Origin of the sequence: Pseudomonas sp. GD03862 (assembly GCF_029840855.1) — a bacterium.
Taxonomy (GTDB): Bacteria; Pseudomonadota; Gammaproteobacteria; order Pseudomonadales; family Pseudomonadaceae; genus Aquipseudomonas; species Aquipseudomonas alloputida.
This window is the reverse complement of sequence record NZ_JAOCDI010000044.1, coordinates 1-19,845: the sequence shown is the minus strand read 5'-3', so window position 1 is coordinate 19,845 and position 19,845 is coordinate 1. Positions and strand designations below refer to the sequence as shown.

Here is a 19,845-nt window from a genome sequence, read left to right as displayed (position 1 = left end):
CTGGCTAGCATGCAAAGGACAGAATCCTTCAGAATTGACCATGCAACTTGCCCGATTTTTCCCACACTAAATAAAGATCTTTCCCTAAGGAGCACAGGAAATGGAATCAGCCCAGGACAACCAAGGCCGAATTCTGCTGGTGGATGACGAGTCCGCGATCCTGCGCACGTTCCGCTACTGCCTGGAAGACGAGGGCTACAGCGTGGCCACGGCGAACAGCGCCGCCCAGGCAGAAACCCTACTGCAACGCCAGGTGTTCGACCTATGCTTCCTCGATTTGCGCCTGGGTGAAGACAACGGCCTCGACGTGCTGGCACAGATGCGTATCCAGGCCCCGTGGATGCGGGTGGTGATCGTCACCGCACACTCGGCGATCGACACCGCAGTAGACGCAATCCAGGCCGGCGCTGCCGACTACTTGGTCAAGCCATGCAGCCCCGACCAGTTGCGCCTGGCCACTGCCAAGCAACTGGAGGTGCGCCAGCTTTCTGCACGCCTGGAAGCGCTGGAAGGTGAAATACGCAAACCCAAGGACGGCCTCGACTCCCATAGCCCGGCCATGATGGCGGTGCTTGAAACCGCCCGCCAAGTCGCCATCACTGACGCCAACATCCTCATCCTTGGCGAATCGGGTACCGGCAAGGGCGAGCTGGCACGGGCCATCCATGGTTGGAGCAAGCGTGCACGCAAAGCCTGCGTGACCATCAACTGCCCGTCGCTTAACGCCGAGCTGATGGAAAGCGAGCTATTCGGCCATACCCGCGGCGCCTTCACCGGCGCCAGCGAAAGCACCCTCGGGCGGGTCAGCCAGGCTGACGGGGGCACGCTATTCCTCGACGAGATCGGCGATTTCCCGCTGACCTTGCAGCCCAAACTGTTGCGTTTCATCCAGGACAAGGAATACGAACGCGTCGGCGACCCGGTTACCCGGCGTGCCGATGTACGTATCCTGGCTGCCACCAACCTCAACCTTGAAGAGATGGTGCGCGAAAGCCGCTTTCGCGAAGACCTGCTGTATCGCTTGAACGTGATTACCCTGCACCTGCCCCCGCTGCGCGAGCGCAGTGAAGACATCCTCATCCTGGCCGACCGCTTCCTCGCCCGTTTCGTCAAGGAATACTCCCGGCCCGCCCGCGGTTTCAGTGACGAGGCGCGCACTGCCCTGCTCAACTACCGCTGGCCTGGCAACATTCGCGAACTGCGCAACGTAGTGGAACGGGCCAGCATCATCTGCCCGCAGGAACGCGTGGAAATCAGCCACCTGGGCATGGGTGAACAACCCGCCGGCAATGCCCCGCGCGTAGGTGCCGCGCTTAGCCTGGATGAGCTGGAGCGTGCCCATATCGGTGCCGTACTGGCCGCCAGCGATACCCTCGACCAAGCCGCCAAGACCTTGGGCATCGATGCTTCTACCCTGTACCGCAAGCGCAAGCAGTACAACCTATGAAATGGCCGCCCATGAAGCTGCGTACGCGGCTTTTCCTCAGCATCTCGACGCTCGTCACCGTGGCGTTGCTGGGGCTGCTGCTGGGTCTGGTCAGCATGCTGCAGATGGCTACAGTGCAACAGCGACTGGTGCGCGATACCACCCATGCCCTGGAAGTGGGGCTGAAGTTGCGCCAGAACCTGGGCGAACAGCTGATGCTGATTCTCGATGAAGACACCGCCCCAGAAAGCCTGCGGCTGCTGCAGGACAACTTCCAGGACCTGCTCAACCAAGGGCTGGAACAAGGCGGTGAGCGCACCGGTTTCAGCAAGGCGAGCAGCAATTACCAGGCCTTCCTCCAGACCTATCGCGACAGCGCCACACCCGCTCGCAGCATGGGTGTCGATCAGCCGCTTGGGGCCGCGTTCAATCAGGTGCGCACCGACCTCATCGATTCCCACAAGCAGGCATTGGACCTGATTACCCGTAGCGAGGAACGCACCCGTGACCGCGCCTTGCTGGTCAGTGGTGTACTCGGCCTGATGGGGTTGGTGGTGTTGGTACTGGGCTTTATCACCGCGCACAACATCGCCCGGCGTTTCGGCCAGCCGATCGAAGCCTTGGCCAAGGCGGCCGACCAGTTGGGCAAGGGCAATTTCGATGTGACCTTGCCGGTCACCCAGGCCGCCGAGCTCAACCAGCTGACCCGCCGTTTTGGTCTGATGGCCGATGCCTTGCGCAAGCACCAGGCCACCAACGTCGACGAGCTGCTGGCCGGCCAGCAGCGTTTACAGGCGGTACTCGACAGCATCGACGACGGCCTGCTGATCATCGACCGTCAGGGCCGCCTCGAGCACCTCAACCCGGTGGCGCAGCGCCAGCTGGGCTGGAACGACAGCCGCTTGGGCAGCAGCCTGGTCGAAGCCCTGCAGCGCCCCGAGCTTGAGCAACAACTGCGCCAGGTTCTGCGCGGGGGCAGCCTCGACCGGCCACCGGACGACCTGAACATGGAGGTCGATGAAGAATCACGTCTGCTCACCTACAGCCTGACCCCGGTCAGCCACCCGCAGGGACCAATCCTCGGCGCGGTGATGGTGCTGCACGATGTGACCGAGCAAAGGGCCTTCGAGCGGGTGCGCAGCGAATTCGTGCTGCGCGCCTCCCACGAACTGCGTACCCCGGTGACCGGCATGCACATGGCCTTCGGCCTGCTGCGCGAGCGGGTCAAGTTCCCGCCCGAAGCCCGCGAGAACGACCTGCTGGAAACCATCGGCGAAGAAATGCAGCGTCTTACCCAACTGATCAACGACCTGCTCAACTTCTCCCGTTATCAGAGCGGTTTGCAAAAGCTCGAGCTGGCCCCCTGTGCCATCGACGACCTGCTGGACCACGCGCAATCGCGCTTTGCCGAACAGGCCGCGCACAAGCAGATCGAGTTGATCAAGGAACTGGACCCGCCGCTACCGCGCATCCAGGCCGACGTCGCCCAGTTGGACCGGGTGCTGGACAACCTGCTGCACAACGCCATCCGCCATACCGCCAACGGCGGGCGCATCCGCCTGCATGCCAGACGGCATGCAGAACGGGTGATCATCAGCGTCGAGGACAACGGAGAGGGCATTTCCTATGGGCAACAAGCGCGCATCTTCGAGCCTTTCGTGCAGGTAGGTCGCAAGAAAGGCGGCGCTGGGCTGGGGCTCGCGCTGTGCAAGGAAATTGTGCAACTGCACGGAGGGCGCATGGGCGTGTTTTCGCGGCCGGGGCAGGGGACCCAGTTCTACATGGCGTTGCCGGTCTGATTGCTTCAACGCGCCTACACCCGCCGCGGCAGGTGCCCACGAGTCACCAACTCGGCAAACTGCCGGGCGTTCAGCGGCCGGGCAAACAACCAGCCCTGGCCATAATTGACCCCCTCGCTGTTCAGCAGCACCGCCTGGTCCTCGAACTCGATTCCTTCGGCAATTACCCGCAGGTGCAAGTCATGGGCCATGCGGATGATATGCGGGGCCACACCGCTACTGGCGGCATCGTGGCCCAGAGCGTCGATGAATGCCTTGTCGATCTTCAGGCAGTCCACTGGCAGGGTTTGCAGGTAGGCCAGGCTGCAATAACCGGTACCAAAGTCGTCGATCAGCACCTGGTGCCCCACGGCACGTAGCGCCTGCAGATTGTCACGGGCGACCACCACGTCGATCAGGCCGCGCTCGGTCACCTCGAAGGCAATCTGGCTGGGCGCCACTCGATGCAAGGCCAGCAAGCGCGCCGCCACCCGGCCAATACGTGGCACCATCACATCGCAGGCCGCCAGGTTTATCGATATGTATAGCTTGGGGTGCGAGCGCAGTAGCTGTCCTAGCTGTTCAAGCACACGCTGCAGGACAAAGTCGGTGATCTGACGAATCTGCCCGGTATTCTCCGCCAGCGGAATGAAAAGGTCCGGGCTGGTCAGGGTGCCGTCCGGGCGGCGCCAGCGCACCAAGGCCTCGGCGCCCACACAGCGCCGGCTGTCGAGCTCGATGATTGGCTGGTAGAGCACCTGCAGCTCTCCACGGCGCAAGGCATTCTGCAACTCTGAACTCATCGACCGTCGTTGCAGAATCAACTGCAGTACCAACCAACCGATGCAGCAGGCCGCCAGCACGCTACCGGGGAACAGCAACCAGAGCATGCCGTTCATCTTCAACGGCAGACTGGCCCTCGGGGCAATCAGCACCAACTGGTAATCCGGCGACTTGGTCGGCATTCGGTAGATCAGCCGATCACTGAGTTCCAACAGCGACTTGTGGCTGGTCGACCAGGCCGAGGGTGGTGGCCATACCTGTGGCGGGCCAAGCACCGGAATGGCCCGGGCGCCGTTGTCCAGCACCACCACCAGGCTGCCACCTGGGGGCAGGTCCACCACATCGGTCAAATGCCCACGGGAGGTGGAAACCAGAAACTTGCCCCGACCCAGCATCAGTGCTGCCAGGTTCTCGTTCGGCTCGGTGGTGGTGTTAAGCCAGTAGCTGTACGTCGGCCCCTGGATATCTGGCGCCCGCAAGGGAACGAACGCTCGCTCATCACCGCGGTTGGAGCAGGCAACATTGCCATCTACATAAGCCGCTTCATAGATGAAACGCGAGTTCAGGCCAACCTGCTGCAAGGCTGCCAGCATTGCCGGGCTGCAGCCGCGCAAGGGTTGGGCCTGCAGCAGGTCGACCCCTTCGCGCAATTGGCCGAACACCTGTTCGAGCCGTTCCAGAAAACGCTCGCCCTGGGCATTCATCTGTTCGCTTTCGCTTTGTTTCATTTGTTGCAGGGCAATGCCGATGCTGGCAGAGAGCAACACCGCGGCGCTGGCCAGCGCTGCCAAAGTGGCCAGCATCCAGGGACGGTAAAAAATTTGGCGCAGCAAGGCGATGAAGGCTGACATCGAAGGCATCCAGTTGATAACCAAGGTATAGCAACGGAATCAATAATCACCCTCACCGTTTGGCGCTTCGCTGCAATCCACCCACGCGCTTTGTAGAAACAGCCTTGTGGCTGCGATGCGACCGTTAAGTCGATACAACTGCGTCGACCCAACTCGCCTCTTCGCAGCGCAAGGCTTTGCAACAAGGACCCCGCCCGCCGTGACTCAACGCATGCGGTTTAGTACCTGCAGCATCGCTGCTGTCTGCGCATCAGGCATGCCGTCGAAGCGCTGCGGGCGGAAGCGCATCTGGAAGGCGGCGATCACATGACGTGTGGCGACATCCAGCACGCCGGTCTGCTCGATCTGATAGCCAAACCGTGCCAGCTCCTGCTGGTACCAGCCAACGCTTGGCGGGTTGACGCTGAAGTAGGCTTGCTGCCGTGCCACGGCGTTGGCATCCGGCCAGATACCCAGCCCGGCGTCGGCCAGGCGCTTCCACGGGAACAATGGCCCCGGGTCCAGCTTGCGCAGCGGGGCGATGTCACTGTGGCCGATGATATGGCGTGGTTCGATGTTGTTGCGTTTGACAATGTCCTTGAGCAGCGCGATCAGCGCCTGGACCTGCGCCTCGCTGTAAGGGTGCCAGACCCGGCCGTTCGGGGTGTCGGTGAAGCCCGGGTTGACGATCTCGATACCAATGGACGAGGAGTTCAGCCAGGTGCGCCCCTGCCACTGGCTCTCACCGGCATGCCAGGCGCGACGGTTTTCATCCACCAGCTGATACACAGTAGCCGGGCCATCGCCGATCAGGTAATGGCTGCTGACTTCACCATGGGTAAGCAGCGCCAGGGAGCGCTCCAGCGAAGCATTGGTGTAATGCAGGACAACGAACTGGATGCGGTTGTCCTGATTGGCCGAAGGGTGACTGCGGTCGATACGCAGGCCCGTCGAGCAACCGGCGACAGACAACAGCAAAAAGGAAATCAGGGTTTTTTTAAGCGTGGAAAGCACGTCAGTGGCCTCAGCGTATGAGCGCTACAGTATAACGTGCTCACCTGCGCTGTGCCTGCCGGACAGCGGCTGGCTAGCCATGCTCGACGCGATTACGCCCCAGCTCCTTTGCCCGGTACAGCGCTGCATCGGCCCGTTTGAGCACCTGGTCGCTGCGTTCGCCAGAACGGAATGCACCCAGGCCGATGGAGGTGGTGATCACCACCCGTTCTCCCTTGAAGTGGAATGGGCAGGCTTCGACTGTGGCACGCAACACCTCGGCCACTTGCGCAGCGACTGCGGGCGTAGTCTGCGGCAGCAGCAAGACGAATTCCTCGCCGCCAAAACGGGCGATGAAATCCCGGCCCCGCAGACGCTTGCGCAACTGGTCGGCCACGATCTTGAGGACCTTGTCCCCAGCCAGATGACCATAGTTGTCGTTGATACGTTTGAAATGGTCCAGGTCAAGAATCGCCATCGCCAGATGGCCGCCGTTTTCCTGCCAGTCAAGCATTTCGCGTTCGACTCGCTCGCTCCAGGCCGCACGGTTGGGCAGGCCGGTGAGCGGGTCCAGCAGGGCTTTCTGGCGCTGTTCTTCCAGGTGCTCGCGATAGCCAAGCGCCTCATGCTCCATGCTCGCCACCCGCTCCGACAAGCCTTGCAGGCGACCGGCCAGTTCCTGCTCGCGGCGATCACGCTCGTGCTTGTGTTCGTCCATCGTCACCAGCAAGCCTTCCAGGCGGTTTTCCAGAATGTGCTTGAGGCTGTCTACATCGGCGGCACCTTGCACGCTGCTCTGCAGGCCGTCGACGTGCTCACGCAGTTGGCTATCCAGCTCGCGGGCAGCGGTGCTGTTGTCCGCGTGGCCGGCGCTGGCCTCGTGCAGGTGGCTCTGGAAACCTTCCAGGCGTTCATTGAGCTGCTGCAGGTAGGTTTCGAATTCGTGCTGACCGCTGTCGGTGATCGCCAGCATGAGTACTGCCAAGTCATCCAACACCGGGATCAATTCATACCAGTTCAAGCCGCGAGCAACCCGCTCGCGCATTTCCTGCGCCTGAGCCTTGTGTCGCTCGGGCAGGCTGAGGTCATCGAGCAGACCGATCAGGGTCTGCTCGATGTGCGCGGCAACCTGGCTGTAAGGGGGCTCCACTGCGTAGGGCAGGGCATAGGGGCCGTCTTCACCAAAGGTTTCTTCAAGGGCTTGTAAGGGTTCTGCCTCTGCCAACGGCTCGCTGGCGGAAACTTCAGCTTCCGGCAATGGCGCCTTGTCCCTTGGCAACGGGGCTGGCGGCATTTCGGCCGTTTCGATCAGCGCCGGGCCAAATGCCTCCAGCTCAAGCTCGGGCGCTTCGGCCACCTCGGCAGTCGGAGCAGCAGGGGCCGGCAACGGTTGTAGCGCATCGACGTCATCGTGCCGCAATGGCTCGGCACTGCCGGCTGCCTGGGGCACAACCGCGGCTGCAGGCAACGCTACCGGCGCAAGCTCTGCTCCTGCCTGTGCATCTTCCTCACGGCTTCCAAACAACCGCTGCAGAAAACCGGGTCGGGCTTCTTCACTCGGCTTGCCAAGGGCCGACAGCGCGCGCCCCTGCAAGCCGCTCAACTCGCCCAACAGCGGCGGCAGCTCGCGTGACTGGGCAACCCCGCCCTCGAGCTTCTTCGCCAGTTTTTTCAATGGCCGCGAGATATCGCTGGGCAGGGGCAGGCCTTGCAGTTGGCCAACCAGTGCGGTCAGCGCATCGCTGACCTGGTTCATGCGGGTTTCGCGACGCTGTTCGGAATCCAGTACCGCTTTCTCAAGGCGCGGAATCAAGCCAGCGAGGCCGGCGTCCATATTGTCGCTGCGAATGACATCGCGCATTTCCTTCATGCACTCGTCTACCACCTTGTCACTGCCTTCAGCAGCCAGGGTGCTGCGCACCAGGCCTCGGCGCAGCAGGTCAAGACGGGCATCCCAACGGCGCTCGAGCTTTTCTTGCTGCTCGATGCTTTTAAGGTATTTTTCTTTCCAGCGCTCAGCGTCTTCAGTCATGCCCGGGTCCGCAAACGGTGATGGCAATTAGCTCAAAACCGGCAGCGTATCCACAGTCAATGCATCAGGCAATCGAATCTCGACAGCAACGGGAAGGTGGTCCGAAATTGGCTGCGCCAGCACCTCGACACGCTCCAGCGTGAGGCTTGAACTGAGCAGAATATGATCGAGGCAACGCTGCGGTCGCCAGCTGGGGAAGGTGGCCTCGACTTGTGGGGCGACCAGGCCCAAATCGCGCAGCGGCGAATGCTCCAGCAGGTCAGTGGCATGGGTGTTCATGTCACCCATCAGCACCTGGTGACGGTAACCGCCTATCAGCTCGCGGATATAACCCAGCTGCAGGGCGCGGGTCTTGGCCCCCAATGCCAGGTGCATCATCACCACTATCAGCGCATCTTCGCCTTCGCCAAACCGCACCAGAATCGCGCCACGCCCGGCCGGGCCAGGCAACGGATGGTCTTCGAGCAGTTGCGGCTTCAGGCGGCTGAGCACACCGTTGCTGTGCTGGGCAAAACGCCCAAGGTTGCGGTTGAGCTGCTGGTACCAGTAGGGGAAGGCCCCCAAGTGGGCCAGGTGTTCGACCTGGTTGACGTAGCCCGAGCGCAGGCTGCCACCATCGGCTTCCTGCAGGGCCACCAGGTCGAAGTCGCCCAGCAGCCTGCCGATCTTCTGCAGGTTACCGGCACGCCCGTTATGCGGCAGCAGGTGCTGCCAGCTACGCGTCAGGTAATGGCGGTAGCGCTCGGTGCTGATGCCCACCTGGATGTTGAAACTGAGCAGCCGCAGACGGCCATCCTCGGGCAGGCCCGGGGCCTGCAGGTGATGCTCGTTGACCTGCGGCTCGTGCAGGCCAATGCCACGCGTAGCTCTGAAGCGGGGCATGGGTGACGCCGCCTACTTGGCAGCGCGCTCCTTGTCGATCAGCTGGTCGGCGACATTCAGCACGCCTTCCGGTCCGCCGGCAGTCCCCAGGTCGAAGCGGTACTTGCCGTTGACGACCAGGCTCGGTACGCCGGTGATCTCATACTTCTTCGCCAATTCCTTGGCCTGTTTGACCTGGCCCTTGATGGCGAACGAGTCGAAGGTGGCGAGGAACTTGTCCTTGTCCACACCTTGAGTGGCGAGGAAGTCGGCCATCTCGTTCTTGTCGGTCAGGCGCTTGTGCTGGTTCTGGATGGCATCGAACACCGCAGCATGAACCTTGTGCTCGACGCCCATGGCTTCGAGGGTCAGGAACATCTGGCCGTGTGCATCCCACGGGCCACCGAACATGGCCGGTACGCGCTTGAAGTTGACGTCCTTCGGCAGCTTTTCAGCCCAAGGGTTGATGGTCGGCTCGAAGTGGTAGCAGTGTGGGCAGCCGTACCAGAACAGCTCGACGACTTCGATCTTGCCAGGCACGGAAACCGGAACAGGGTTGCTCAGCTCGATGTATTCCTTGCCGGCGACAGGCTCGGCAGCCTGAACGGCAGTCATACCGAATACGCTGGCGGCGACCAGCGCAGCGCTGAGAATCAGTTTACGCATGCTTTACTCCTGAGCAGTCATGGGTCGCCACGACGCGACCTGCACTGAGACAGGCCGGGAAGGGCTCGAGTTCTGTAGTGTAACGGCTGCGGACGGAAAAAAGGGCAGCCCGGCCGCCCTTTCATCATTGACCTACAACATTAACCGAAAGTTAATGCAGGCCCTGGATGTAGCTGGCCAACGCTTCGATGTCATGGTTGCTCAGCTTGCCAGCGATGGTGCGCATGGTCATGGCATCGCCATCGTTGGTGCGGTTGCCTTCGCGGAAGTCAGTGAGCTGCTTGGCCACGTACTGCGAGTGCTGCCCGCCCAGGTGCGGGAAGCCGGCCAGGGCGATGCCCGCGCCGTTGGGCGAGTGGCAGCCAGTGCAGGCCGGCATGCCCTTTTCCAGGTCGCCGCCATTGAACAACGCGCGGCCGCGCTCGACCAGCTTGGGATCGGCGGCACCCACGCTGCCTTTCTGGCTGGAGAAGTAGGCGGCGATATCGGCCAGATCCTGGTCGCTGAATGCGGCCAGCATGCCGGTCATTTCCAGCACGGTACGCTTGCCCGACTTGATATCGTGAAGTTGTTTTTCGAGATAGCGCTGGCCTTGGCCGGCCAGTTTCGGGAAGTTCGGTGCCAGGCTGTTGCCGTCGGGGTTGTGGCAGGCGCCACACACGGCGGTCTTGGCCTGGCCAGCGGCGGCATCGCCTTTGATAGGTTGCGCAGCAGTGGCCGCACCAGCGACACCCAAGGTCAACAGCAGACTCACGACTAGTTTGTTCATCAGCTAATCCAACACGGCTAAGGGTGAAATGTTATGTATCGGGACTGCCGCTCATCCAAAGGATGACCAAACGGTAGTCCTCGGCACTGCAGTCCATGCACAATCCACGCGGCGGCATAGCCTTGAAACCCTGGGTCACGTGCTTCACCAGTACATCCATGCCTTGCGCCAGCCTTGGCTCCCATGCTGCCCGGTCACCCCGTCTGGGTGCCTGTGGCAACTGCCCGGTGTGACAGGCCGCACACGTGCGGTTGTACAACACCTCGGGATCCTGTGTAGCCTGTGCGCTGAAAAACGGCAGGAACATACCGACAGCAAGCAGCCATTTCGCCATGCGGAACGACCTTCAGGGTTGGGGGCCGCGCTGCGTTCTGTTGCGCGAGCTATTGTTCGACACCCCATGCCCGTTCTCCTTCGCTGGGAGAATGAGCACACAAAAACTGGGGCATTATATACTTCCGCCATCCAAACGGAAACGACACCGCTTGCCAGGCTTGGCTCTACAAAGTCAGGCAACACCCACATCGGATATCCCATGCAAGTCAAGAACCCCATCCTCGGCCTCTGCCAGAAAGCCAAATTCGCCCTCAGCGCAGCCAAGGTCGAACAATGCCCGGACGACCAGGGTTACGAGGTGGCTTTTGCCGGCCGTTCCAACGCCGGCAAATCCAGCGCCCTCAATACCCTGACCCATGCCAGCCTGGCGCGTACCTCGAAGACTCCCGGGCGCACCCAGCTGTTGAATTTCTTCAGTCTGGACGATGAACGGCGTTTGGTCGACCTGCCGGGCTATGGTTATGCAAAAGTCCCGATTCCGCTCAAGCAGCACTGGCAGAAACACCTGGAAGCCTACCTGGGCAGCCGTGAGTGCCTGCGTGGCGTGATCCTGATGATGGACGTGCGTCACCCGATGACCGACTTCGACAAGATGATGCTCGACTGGGCCAAGGCCAGCAGCATGCCGATGCACATCCTGCTGACCAAGGCCGACAAGCTGACCCACGGCGCGGGCAAGAACACATTGCTGAAAGTGCAGTCGGAAATCCGCAAGGGCTGGGGGGATGGCGTGACCATCCAGCTGTTCTCGGCACCCAAGCGCCTGGGCGTGGAAGACGCCTACCGTGTGCTGGCGGACTGGATGGAACTGGAAGACAAGCCGGTCGTTTAGTGGTTTGCGCCTGACCCGGGTTTACCCGCGAAAGGGCCGGGCCTGCTCTCCACCCGCCGTTCACCGTTGCCGCCACTACCGTATTCGCGGGTAAACCCGCTCCTACACCTGATCGGGGTTGGACACGCTTTGGTGATTGGGCGCAGGTCCTTGTAGGAGCGGGTTTACCCGCGAATGCAGCGGTGAATTCGACATCGCATTCGCGGGTAAACCCGCTCCTACGGGGGCTCAGTACAAGCCATCCGGCAAATTCCGGGCAAAAAAAACCCCGGACTTCGTATGGGGAGGGGGAAGTTCGGGGTCCAAGTCCGGACCGCTAGGGCGGGGTCCAGATATCTGCCAACACTTAACACAACATAGGAGCATCGAAGGGCTTCACCAGCCATTCAGTTACTCTGAGTTCCGCTTCACCGGTTTAGTTCCGAAGCCCATAAAACTATTTGCGATAGTTTCATGAAACTTAAGCACCCCCGGCACTGAGCGGTGCTCGGATCCGCGTCACTACGTCGCAGATCCTACACAGTTTTACCTGCTCAATCAGTGAGCTTCGTCCCAATTCGCACCAACGCCTGCTTCGACAAGCAGCGGCACATCCAGCTGCGCGGCCTGACTCATGTGCTGGCGAATTTCATCTTTCACCTGCTGCACCAGGTCCTCGCGTACTTCAAGCACCAGTTCGTCGTGCACCTGCAGGATCACCCGGGCATCCAGCCCGCTCTCGCTCAACCAGTTATCTACCTTGACCATGGCACGCTTGATGATGTCGGCAGCAGTACCCTGCATCGGGGCGTTGATCGCCGTGCGCTCGGCGCCCTTGCGCAGGGCAGGGTTCTTGGCATTGATGTCTGGCAAGTACAGCCGGCGGCCAAACAGGGTTTCGACAAAGCCTTGCTCGGCCGCCTGGGCGCGGGTGCGCTCCATGTAGGCCAGCACGCCTGGGTAGCGGGCAAAGTAGCGGTCGATGTAGTCCTGTGACTGCTTGCGGTCGACGCCGATCTGCTTGGCCAGGCCAAAGGCGCTCATGCCGTAGATCAGGCCGAAGTTGATGGCCTTGGCGCTGCGGCGCTGGTCGGTGGTCACGTCTTCCAGGGCCACACCGAACACTTCGGCTGCTGTGGCGCGGTGCACGTCCAGGTCATTGCGGAAGGCATGCAGCAAGCCTTCGTCCTTGGCCAGGTGGGCCATGATGCGCAGCTCGATCTGTGAATAGTCCGCCGCCAGAAGCTTGTAACCCGGACTGGCGATGAACGCCTGGCGGATACGCCGCCCTTCAGCGGTGCGGATCGGAATGTTCTGCAGGTTCGGGTCGCTCGACGACAACCGGCCGGTGGCCGCCACGGCCTGCTGGTAGGACGTGTGGATACGCCCGGTGCGCGGGTTGATCTGCCCCGGTAACTTGTCGGTGTAGGTGCTCTTGAGCTTGCTCAGGCTGCGGTACTGCATCAGCACCTCTGGCAGCGGGTAGCCTTGTTCGGCCAGTTCGTCGAGCACTGCTTCGGCGGTGGATGGCTGGCCCTTGGCGGTCTTGCTCAGCACCGGCATGCCCAGCTTGTCGTAAAGAATCGTGCCCAGCTGCTTGGGCGAGCCGAGGTTGAACGTCTCACCGGCGAGCTCGTAGGCACGCAGCTCCAGCTCAGCCATCTTCACGCCCAGCTCACCGCTCTGTACTTTCAACAGCTCGGCATCGACCAACGCACCCTGGCGCTCGATCCTGGCCAGCACCGGCACCAGCGGCATCTCGATATCCATCAGCACCGGTTGCACGCTCGGCGTCTGTGCCAGGCGGGCCTGCAATGCATGGTGCAGGCGCAGGGTGATGTCGGCGTCTTCGGCGGCGTAGGGGCCGGCCTTGTCCAGGTTGATCTGGTTGAAGGTAAGCTGCTTGGCACCCTTGCCGGCGATGTCCTCGAAGGCGATCGTGGTGTGGTCGAGGTACTTCTGCGCCAGGCTGTCCATGTCATGACGGGTGGCGGTGGAGTTCAGCACGTACGATTCGAGCATGGTGTCGTAGGCCACGCCGCGCATCTCGATGGCGGGGGAGCCATTGGCGAGGATGTTGATGTCGTACTTGGCGTTCTGCCCGACCTTGGCCTTGGCCGGGTCCTCCAGCAGTGGCTTCAGCGCCAGCAGCACGGCCTCGCGGTCCAGCTGGGCCGGCGCGCCTTCGTAATCGTGGGCCAGCGGCACATAGGCCGCTTCATGCGGCTCGACTGCGAAGGACAGGCCGACCAACTGCGCCTGCTGGGCGTCCAGGCCGGTGGTCTCGGTGTCGAAGGCAAATAGCGGTGCCTGGCGCAGCTTCTCCAGCCAGGCGTCGAAACGGGCCTGGTCGAGAATGGTTTCGTATTTGGGCTCGATCTTGGCCGCAGGCTCCACGGCCGGGGCGACATCATCACCAGCCTTGGCCGCATCGCGCTGCACTTCGGCGACCCAGCTCTTGAACTCCATCTCGGTGTACAACGCCAGCAACGCCTCGCGGTCAGGTTCACCGCACACCAGCGCCTCGACCTCCACATCCAGCGGCACGTCAACCTTGATGGTGGCCAGCTCGTAGGACAGGAATGCCGCGTCGCGGTGCTCCTCCAGCTTGGCCGGCAAGGTCTTGGCGCCGCGAATGGCCAGCGCTGGCACCTTGTCCAGGTTGGCGTAAAGGTCGCTGAGACCGCCGCCGATACCGGTCAGCAGCCCCACCGCCGTTTTTTCGCCCACACCCGGCACGCCGGGGATGTTGTCGACCTTGTCACCCATCAGGGCCAGGAAGTCGATGATGTGTTCCGGGCCGACGCCGAATTTCTCGTGCACGCCAGCCACGTCCAGCACGCTTCCGGTCATGGTGTTGACCAAGGTAATGTGCCCGTCCACCAGCTGCGCCATGTCCTTGTCACCGGTCGAGATGATCACCGGGCGACCCAGGGCGGCGCTGCTGCGCGCCAGGGTGCCGATCACGTCGTCAGCCTCGACGCCCTCCACGCACAGCAGCGGGTAGCCCAGCGCCTTGACGCTGGCGTGCAGCGGCTCGATCTGTACCCGCAGGTCGTCCGGCATGCTGGGGCGGTTGGCCTTGTACTCGGCGAACATGGCATCGCGGAAAGTGCCGCCCTTGGCGTCGAACACCACGGCGAAGAGGCTGTCGGGGTATTGCTTGCGCAGGCTCTTGAGCATGTTCAGCACACCCTTCACCGCGCCGGTCGGCATGCCCTTGGAGGTGGTCAGCGGTGGCAGCGCGTGGAAGGCGCGATAAAGGTAGGAGGAACCGTCCACCAGGACGAGGGGCGCTTGGCTCATGAGCAGAATCAACCTTTTCGACGGGTCCGGCGCTAGAATAGCCAGAATCATTGACGACAAAGGGACTAGGTTATCATGCGCACACTCAATCGCCTGTTACTGCTCGGCCTGTTGGCAACCATGCCTGTCGTCACCCTGGCGGCGGACGACGCCCCCTCGGCCGATCCCGAGGTGACCATTCGCACGGAAGGCGATAAAACCATCCAGGAATACCGGCAGAACGGCTTCCTGTATGCGATCAAGATCACGCCGAAAAACGGCAAGCCTTATTTTCTGGTACGCGCTGATGGCACTGATGCCAATTTCATTCGATCCGACCAGCCGGACATGCTGATTCCGTCCTGGAAGATCTTCGAGTGGTAAGCTGACGCGCACCGTTCACATCAACCCGGCACTTCCCGGCGGAAGTGCCCGTATGGGCAATTTTTCATCATGTCAGTCTTCACCCCCGTGACCCGGCCTGAGCTGGAAACCTTTCTGGCGCCGTACGAGCTGGGCCGTCTGCTCGACTTCCAGGGCATTGCCGCCGGTACCGAGAACAGCAATTTCTTCGTCAGCCTCGAACAGGGGGAGTTCGTCCTGACGCTGATCGAGCGTGGGCCCAGCGAGGACATGCCGTTCTTCATCGAGCTGCTCGATACCCTGCACGGTGCCGACATGCCGGTGCCCTATGCCATTCGTGATCGCGACGGCAACGGCCTGCGCGAGCTGTGCGGCAAGCCGGCATTGCTGCAGCCCAGGCTGTCGGGCAAACACATCAAGGCACCCAACAACCAGCACTGCGCCCAGGTCGGCGAACTACTGGCACACATTCACCTGGCCACCCGCGAGCACATCATCGAGCGCCGCACCGACCGCGGCCTGGACTGGATGCTGGCCTCGGGTGCCGAGCTACTGCCACGCCTGACTGCGGAGCAAGCCGCATTGCTGCAGCCAGCGCTGGACGAAATCAGCGCACACAAGGCGCAGATCCTGGCCTTGCCGCGGGCCAACCTGCATGCCGACCTGTTCCGCGACAACGTGATGTTCGAAGGCACCCACCTGACCGGCGTGATCGACTTCTACAATGCCTGCTCCGGGCCGATGCTGTATGACATCGCCATCACCGTGAACGACTGGTGCCTGGATGAGCAGGGAGCGGTGGATGTGCCACGCGCCCAGGCACTGCTGGCAGCCTACGCGGCGCTGCGGCCGTTCACTGCAGCCGAAGCCGAGCTGTGGCCGGAAATGTTGAGGGTAGGCTGCGTGCGTTTCTGGCTGTCGCGCCTGATTGCGGCCGAGTCGTTCGCCGGGATGGATGTGATGATCCACGATCCGAGCGAGTTCGAAGTGCGTCTGGCGCAGCGCCAGCAGGTGGCTTTGCACCTGCCGTTCGCGCTGTAGACCGCGCCTGCTTCTTCGCGGGCACGCCCGCGAAGGGGCCGGTACAGGCTTACAACTGCTCCAGGCAGCCTGCCAGGTCACCGCCCAGCTTCTCCAGCAAGCGCTCATACCCTTTGCCATCCACCGGATCGGTGCCACCCAAGGCATCCAGCTCGGCCAGGCGAACCGGCAACCCGGCAGTCAGGGTCTCGGCCAATCGCGGCCGCAGTGGTGGCTCGCTGAACACGCAGGTCTTGCCCACTTCCTGAAGACGCTTGCGCATGGCCGCCACATGTTGCGCCCCAGGCTGCACCTCGGATGCCACGCTGAACACGCCCGCGTGCTTCAAGCCATATTCAGCTTCAAAATAGTCGAAGGCTTCGTGGAAGACGAAGTACGGCTTGCCGGCAATACCGGTCACGCGCGCCTTGATACGCCCATCCAACGCATCCAGGCGTTCATCGAAGGCCTTCAGGTTGCTCTGATAGCGAGCCGCATTGGCCGGGTCGACCTGGGCCAGGTCAGCTGCCATTTTTGCCGCGATTACTCGCGCATTGACCGACGATAGCCACAAATGCGCATCCAGGCTGCCTGGGCGGTGATCGTGGTCATGATCGTCATGGTCTTCTTCCTCATGGGAATGGCTGTCCTCGCCAAAGTGGCGCAGCTTCATGCCCGGCAGCGACTGCACAGCCACTGTGGCCTTGCTGCGGCTTCCCAGCACACGCGCAAGGAAGTTCTCCATGTCCGGGCCGATCCAGTACAGCAGGTCGGCATCGCCTACCCGCCGCACGTCGGAGGGACGCAGCGCATAGTGGTGGGGTGAAGCGCCGGGCGGCAGCAGCACGTCAGGGCTGCCAACACCCTCCTGCACGGCAGCGGCAATCTGCTGCAAGGGCTTGATAGTGGTGAGCACACGCACGTCGGCCTGCGCGGATAATGCGATGAAAGCGACAAACAGAGCCAGGAATCGGGACACGGTGGATACTCGAATCTTCAGAAACAGGTAACATAATAACGTCTCTGTCCAGAACCGTCGCTGCCCATGTCCATCACACCGCTGGCCAACCGTCCTCACGACCACTCCCATTGCGTACACAGCGCACTGGCTGAAGCCGACACCTTGTGCACCCGCCAGGGCCTGCGCCTGACAGCCCTGCGCCGCCGTGTGCTGGAGCTGGTGTGGCAGAGCCACAAGCCACTGGGCGCCTACGACATCCTCGCTGTGCTCAGTGAGCAGGACGGCCGCCGCGCCGCGCCGCCCACGGTGTACCGCGCGCTGGACTTCCTGCTGGAAAACGGCCTGGTACATCGCATCGCATCGCTGAACGCCTTCATCGGCTGCAGCCACCCCGAGCACGTGCACCAAGGCCAGTTCCTGATCTGCCGGGCTTGCCATGTGGCCATCGAGCTCGAGCAGAGCAGCATCAGCGAGGCCATCATCAACAGCGCCAAAGGCGTGGGTTTCACCGTCGAGACCCAGACCGTGGAAGTGGTCGGCCTGTGCGGTAACTGCCGGAGCGCGGCATGAGCGACGCCCTGATTCGCCTGGATCAGGTCGGCGTCACCTTTGGCGGCGAGGCGGTGCTCGACAGCATCGACCTGTCGGTCGCCCCAGGCCAGATCGTCACCCTGATTGGCCCCAACGGGGCGGGCAAGACGACCCTGGTGCGCGCCGTACTTGGCCTGCTCAAGCCACATCGCGGCAAGGTATGGCGCAAGCCCAAGCTGCGCATTGGCTACATGCCGCAGAAGATTCAGGTTGATGCCACGCTACCGCTGTCGGTGCTGCGCTTCCTGCGCCTTGTGCCCGGCGTAGACCGCGCGGCAGCCTTGTCGGCGCTGCAGGAAGTGGGCGCCGAGCAGGTCATCGACAGCCCGATCCAGACTATTTCCGGCGGCGAAATGCAACGCGTGCTGCTGGCCCGCGCCTTGCTGCGCGAACCCCAGCTGCTGGTGCTCGACGAACCGGTACAAGGTGTGGACGTGGTCGGCCAGACCGAGCTTTACAACCTCATCACCCGCCTGCGCGACCGCCACGGCTGCGGCGTACTGATGGTGTCCCACGACCTGCACCTGGTCATGAGCGCCACCGACCAGGTGGTGTGCCTGAACCGCCACGTGTGCTGCTCGGGCCACCCTGAGCAAGTCAGCGGTGACCCGGCGTTCGTCGAGCTGTTCGGCAAGACCGCACCGAGCCTGGCCATCTACCACCACCATCACGACCACAGCCATGACCTGCATGGCTCGGTGGTCGCCCCTGGCACCCATGTTCACGGAGAGCACTGCAAGCATGGCTGATTTTCTTCTCTACGCCTTGCTTGCCGGCTTGTCCCTGGCACTGGTTGCAGGCCCACTGGGCTCTTTCGTGGTATGGCGGCGCATGGCCTATTTTGGCGACACCCTGTCTCACGCCGCGCTGCTCGGTGTGGCCTTGGGCTTTGCCCTGGATGTCAGCCCCGCACTGGCGGTAACCGTGGGCTGCCTGTTGCTGGCGATTCTGCTGGTGACATTGCAGCAACGCCAGCCGCTGGCCTCCGACACCCTCCTGGGTATCCTGGCCCCCAGCACCTTGTCGCTGGGCCTGGTGGTGCTGAGCTTCATGCACGATGTGCGCATCGACCTGATGGCTTACCTGTTCGGCGATCTGCTGGCCATCAGCACCACCGACCTGGCCTGGATCCTCGGCGGCAGTGCACTGGTCCTGCTGCTGCTCGCTGTGCTGTGGCGGCCGCTGCTGGCGGTTACCGTGCACGAAGAACTGGCCATGGTAGAAGGCCTGCCCGTGGCCGGCTTGCGCATGGCGCTGATGCTGCTGATCGCGGTGGTGATTGCGGTTGCCATGAAAATCGTTGGCGTGTTGCTGATTACCTCACTGCTGATCATTCCTGCCGCTGCGGCACAGCGTCACGCCCGCTCACCAGAGCAGATGGCCCTGGGTGCCAGCCTGCTGGGTGTCACCGCAGTGTGCGGCGGCCTGGCCATGTCCTGGTTCAAGGACACCCCCGCCGGGCCCTCGATCGTGGTCTGCGCCGCGGTGCTATTCTTGCTGAGCCTGGCTCTGCCAAAACGCTGAAAAGCAAGGCGTGTGCAGGCACGCCTTGCAACCTTCGGCCCGTAAAGGGTCTGTAAGGCCTATTTTCGAGCGTGCGCACCTGGGTGTAGACTTGCTCGCTTTTTGCGCAAATAGAGAGTCGCAGGAATGAAGCCGTTCGCCTCCCGTTATCTGCTTGTTGCCGCGTTTTCCCTGATCCTGGCTGCCTGTTCCAATGCGCCGGTCGAACAGGCCACCGCACCTGCTCAAGCAGATGCCTGGCAGCAGTTGCAACAGAACATCGCCAGCAATGAGCTGGCTACCGCCGAAGACCAGCTTGCTGCACTGCAGGCCCAGTCGCCGGATGATGCACGCCTGGAGCAATACCAGCGCCAACTGGCCGAAGCTTACCTGCAACGTAGCCAGATCGTTCTGCAGAAGGGCGATGTAAACGCGGCAGCTACCGCGCTGGCCCGTGCCCGGGCACTGATGCCGCAGGCGCCAGCGGTCACCGGCGGGGATGCCGTGACCCAGGCCCGCAAGGCCGAGCTGGAAAAGGCTGAAGCGGCGCTGAAAGCCGCCGAGGCCAAGCCCGAGGCACGCATCATCGACCCGACAGCGCCAAGTACCGTGGTGGCCTTGAAGACCACTGACAGCCGTGCGCTGCGCCGCCAACTGGACGACATTGCCGCCGATGTGGTGAGTTACCAGTGTGAGGTGGTATTCCAGGTACCGCGCACCGAGGATGCGCCTTGGCTGAAGACCTTGCTGGAAAAGCGCGTGCGCAAGATTGACAGTGGGTTCGAGCTGAAGCAGAAGCATCAGATCCAGCGCTCGCTGCCGGCGCAGGTGGTGCTG

General features: G+C 62.4%; 18 protein-coding genes. 9 read left to right on the top strand and 9 right to left on the bottom strand.

The window, feature by feature from the left end; all coding sequences use genetic code 11:
* Nucleotides 1-100 precede the first annotated feature (100 nt).
* The gene (gene algB / locus N5D53_RS22655; RefSeq protein ID WP_014589262.1) at nt 101-1,447 is read left to right on the top strand and encodes a sigma-54-dependent response regulator transcription factor AlgB; all 1,347 of its coding nucleotides are present in this window, start codon (nt 101-103) and stop codon (nt 1,445-1,447) included.
* Nucleotides 1,444-3,225, top strand: a complete 1,782-nt coding sequence (locus tag N5D53_RS22650) for a KinB sensor domain-containing domain (protein ID WP_010951527.1) — start codon at nt 1,444-1,446, stop codon at nt 3,223-3,225. The genes algB and N5D53_RS22650 overlap by 4 nt, the downstream gene beginning before the upstream one ends.
* Before the next feature lie 14 nt (nt 3,226-3,239).
* Here N5D53_RS22650 and N5D53_RS22645 read toward each other — a convergent pair whose 3' ends face one another.
* The 7 genes from N5D53_RS22645 to N5D53_RS22615 form a co-directional block, all read right to left on the bottom strand.
* Nucleotides 3,240-4,838: an EAL domain-containing protein gene (locus N5D53_RS22645; RefSeq protein WP_019437393.1), complete on the bottom strand. Its 1,599-nt coding sequence runs from the start codon at nt 4,836-4,838 to the stop codon at nt 3,240-3,242.
* Nucleotides 4,839-5,042: 204 nt separating this feature from the next.
* The gene (locus N5D53_RS22640) at nt 5,043-5,831 is read right to left on the bottom strand and encodes an N-acetylmuramoyl-L-alanine amidase (RefSeq protein ID WP_104960550.1); all 789 of its coding nucleotides are present in this window, start codon (nt 5,829-5,831) and stop codon (nt 5,043-5,045) included.
* A 73-nt stretch (nt 5,832-5,904) separates the two neighbouring features.
* A complete protein-coding gene (locus N5D53_RS22635) occupies nt 5,905-7,842 on the bottom strand; it encodes a GGDEF domain-containing protein (RefSeq protein ID WP_121160904.1) in 1,938 nt (645 codons plus the stop codon).
* Between the two features lie 27 nt (nt 7,843-7,869).
* Entirely contained in the window at nt 7,870-8,724 is an 855-nt protein-coding gene (locus tag N5D53_RS22630) for an endonuclease/exonuclease/phosphatase family protein (RefSeq protein ID WP_003252985.1), read from the bottom strand.
* A 12-nt stretch (nt 8,725-8,736) separates the two neighbouring features.
* A complete protein-coding gene (gene dsbA, locus N5D53_RS22625) occupies nt 8,737-9,369 on the bottom strand; it encodes a thiol:disulfide interchange protein DsbA (RefSeq protein WP_010951523.1) in 633 nt (210 codons plus the stop codon).
* 151 nt (nt 9,370-9,520) lie between these two features.
* Nucleotides 9,521-10,138, bottom strand: a complete 618-nt coding sequence (locus N5D53_RS22620; protein WP_003252989.1) for a c-type cytochrome — start codon at nt 10,136-10,138, stop codon at nt 9,521-9,523.
* A 31-nt stretch (nt 10,139-10,169) separates the two neighbouring features.
* Nucleotides 10,170-10,472 carry a c-type cytochrome gene (locus N5D53_RS22615; RefSeq protein ID WP_003252992.1) on the bottom strand — a complete coding sequence of 101 codons (303 nt, stop codon included), beginning with the start codon at nt 10,470-10,472 and terminating at the stop codon, nt 10,170-10,172.
* A gap of 201 nt (nt 10,473-10,673) precedes the next feature.
* Between N5D53_RS22615 and yihA the strand changes: the two genes are divergently transcribed.
* The gene (gene yihA / locus N5D53_RS22610) at nt 10,674-11,306 is read left to right on the top strand and encodes a ribosome biogenesis GTP-binding protein YihA/YsxC (RefSeq protein WP_010951522.1); all 633 of its coding nucleotides are present in this window, start codon (nt 10,674-10,676) and stop codon (nt 11,304-11,306) included.
* A 537-nt stretch (nt 11,307-11,843) separates the two neighbouring features.
* On the opposite strand, the gene polA is transcribed toward yihA, so the two are convergent.
* Nucleotides 11,844-14,591, bottom strand: coding sequence for a DNA polymerase I (gene polA, locus N5D53_RS22605; RefSeq protein WP_104960548.1), 2,748 nt, complete (start codon nt 14,589-14,591; stop codon nt 11,844-11,846).
* 75 nt (nt 14,592-14,666) lie between these two features.
* Between polA and N5D53_RS22600 the strand changes: the two genes are divergently transcribed.
* Nucleotides 14,667-14,954, top strand: coding sequence for a DUF2782 domain-containing protein (locus N5D53_RS22600; protein WP_010951520.1), 288 nt, complete (start codon nt 14,667-14,669; stop codon nt 14,952-14,954).
* Nucleotides 14,955-15,023: 69 nt separating this feature from the next.
* Nucleotides 15,024-15,974, top strand: a complete 951-nt coding sequence (locus tag N5D53_RS22595; RefSeq protein WP_003252998.1) for a homoserine kinase — start codon at nt 15,024-15,026, stop codon at nt 15,972-15,974.
* A gap of 49 nt (nt 15,975-16,023) precedes the next feature.
* Here the strand turns inward: N5D53_RS22595 and N5D53_RS22590 are convergent, their stop codons facing one another.
* On the bottom strand, nt 16,024-16,932 hold the full coding sequence (locus tag N5D53_RS22590; RefSeq protein WP_104960547.1) for a zinc ABC transporter substrate-binding protein: 909 nt from the start codon (nt 16,930-16,932) through the stop codon (nt 16,024-16,026).
* 66 nt (nt 16,933-16,998) lie between these two features.
* On the opposite strand from N5D53_RS22590, the gene zur reads away from it, so the two are divergent.
* From zur to N5D53_RS22570, 4 genes are all read left to right on the top strand, one after another.
* The gene (gene zur / locus N5D53_RS22585; protein ID WP_020191160.1) at nt 16,999-17,484 is read left to right on the top strand and encodes a zinc uptake transcriptional repressor Zur; all 486 of its coding nucleotides are present in this window, start codon (nt 16,999-17,001) and stop codon (nt 17,482-17,484) included.
* Complete coding sequence (gene znuC, locus N5D53_RS22580) at nt 17,481-18,254, top strand: zinc ABC transporter ATP-binding protein ZnuC (protein WP_010951517.1); 774 nt, start codon at nt 17,481-17,483, stop codon at nt 18,252-18,254. Before zur ends, znuC begins: the two co-directional genes overlap by 4 nt.
* On the top strand, nt 18,247-19,029 hold the full coding sequence (gene znuB, locus N5D53_RS22575; RefSeq protein WP_004575255.1) for a zinc ABC transporter permease subunit ZnuB: 783 nt from the start codon (nt 18,247-18,249) through the stop codon (nt 19,027-19,029). The genes znuC and znuB overlap by 8 nt, the downstream gene beginning before the upstream one ends.
* Nucleotides 19,030-19,155: 126 nt before the next feature.
* The coding region (locus tag N5D53_RS22570; RefSeq protein ID WP_279840860.1) for a PA5502 family lipoprotein at nt 19,156-19,845 on the top strand (690 nt) is incomplete at its 3' end.

Coding starts and splice junctions, on each gene's coding strand:
- yihA (WP_010951522.1), top strand. CDS start 10,674: ATGCAAGTCAAGAACCCCATCCTCGGCCTCTGCCAGAAAGCCAAATTC.
- N5D53_RS22650 (WP_010951527.1), top strand. CDS start 1,444: ATGAAATGGCCGCCCATGAAGCTGCGTACGCGGCTTTTCCTCAGCATC.
- N5D53_RS22600 (WP_010951520.1), top strand. CDS start 14,667: ATGCGCACACTCAATCGCCTGTTACTGCTCGGCCTGTTGGCAACCATG.
- N5D53_RS22615 (WP_003252992.1), bottom strand. CDS start 10,472: ATGGCGAAATGGCTGCTTGCTGTCGGTATGTTCCTGCCGTTTTTCAGC.
- zur (WP_020191160.1), top strand. CDS start 16,999: ATGTCCATCACACCGCTGGCCAACCGTCCTCACGACCACTCCCATTGC.
- N5D53_RS22595 (WP_003252998.1), top strand. CDS start 15,024: ATGTCAGTCTTCACCCCCGTGACCCGGCCTGAGCTGGAAACCTTTCTG.
- N5D53_RS22620 (WP_003252989.1), bottom strand. CDS start 10,138: ATGAACAAACTAGTCGTGAGTCTGCTGTTGACCTTGGGTGTCGCTGGT.
- dsbA (WP_010951523.1), bottom strand. CDS start 9,369: ATGCGTAAACTGATTCTCAGCGCTGCGCTGGTCGCCGCCAGCGTATTC.
- N5D53_RS22635 (WP_121160904.1), bottom strand. CDS start 7,842: ATGACTGAAGACGCTGAGCGCTGGAAAGAAAAATACCTTAAAAGCATC.
- znuB (WP_004575255.1), top strand. CDS start 18,247: ATGGCTGATTTTCTTCTCTACGCCTTGCTTGCCGGCTTGTCCCTGGCA.
- N5D53_RS22630 (WP_003252985.1), bottom strand. CDS start 8,724: ATGCCCCGCTTCAGAGCTACGCGTGGCATTGGCCTGCACGAGCCGCAG.
- N5D53_RS22645 (WP_019437393.1), bottom strand. CDS start 4,838: ATGTCAGCCTTCATCGCCTTGCTGCGCCAAATTTTTTACCGTCCCTGG.
- polA (WP_104960548.1), bottom strand. CDS start 14,591: ATGAGCCAAGCGCCCCTCGTCCTGGTGGACGGTTCCTCCTACCTTTAT.
- znuC (WP_010951517.1), top strand. CDS start 17,481: ATGAGCGACGCCCTGATTCGCCTGGATCAGGTCGGCGTCACCTTTGGC.
- algB (WP_014589262.1), top strand. CDS start 101: ATGGAATCAGCCCAGGACAACCAAGGCCGAATTCTGCTGGTGGATGAC.